Raw genomic sequence first — 744 nt, 5'->3', positions numbered from 1 at the left:
TTAAACTTAAAGGTTCTAATTTCACAAAAGGTTTATTTAAATCTTTATCAAGTAAATTCTCACAAGCCCAAAGAAAAGGTTTTTCTATAGTTCCTTCTATCCTTGCTCCACCTTCGGTACAGTTGTAGGTGGTTGAAACAATATTTCTTGAAATGGTATTTTGTAAAGAAAATCTAAACATAGTCCAAATTTCAGAACTTTCAACTTTTCCGTTGCCTCCATAAGCTAAACATTGAAATTTATCCTTATCTCTTTGAAAATGTCCTTCATGTTTATCAAGATTTTTATAATCTTTAGTATGAGAAAATCCATCTTTTGCATAAGCTAAATCCTGTCCTATAAAAATGATGTTTTTATGACTTAGATGAGTTGCAAATTCATAAGCCATATGTGCAACACTTGGCCCATAACCTACATAGCCATATGGGTAAAGATTGATATTTTTAATAAAACTAGATGGCCTTGAAGTAAGTATAAAAGCTCTATTATTTTTTTGAAGATATTTTATGGTTTGTGGATAAACCCAACTTATACAAACAAACAAAACATTTTTATCAAATTCACCAAAATCATTGTTAAAAAATTCAGAAGTTAAAGGAATCCTTTCTAAAGAAAGCACATAATCGGGCTTTATACCATGTTTGGCTAAAATAGGATAAGAAGAATCTGCACAAAAAATTGTAGCTTTACTAGCATATTTTTTTAACAAAGGAAGTTGTTTAGTAAGAGATGGTCCTGTAGAAA

General features: G+C 29.6%; 1 protein-coding gene. It reads right to left on the bottom strand.

Going from position 1 to position 744, the window contains the following annotated elements:
- The coding region (locus SR63_RS00845) for a motility associated factor glycosyltransferase family protein (protein WP_147498327.1) at positions 1–744 on the bottom strand (744 nt) is incomplete at both ends.

It is taken from the genome of Campylobacter sp. 2014D-0259 (assembly GCF_008000505.1).
Classification (GTDB): domain Bacteria; phylum Campylobacterota; class Campylobacteria; order Campylobacterales; family Campylobacteraceae; genus Campylobacter_D; species Campylobacter_D jejuni.
The sequence above is the reverse complement of the archived record's forward strand: the minus strand, read 5'-3'. Positions and strand labels throughout refer to the sequence as shown.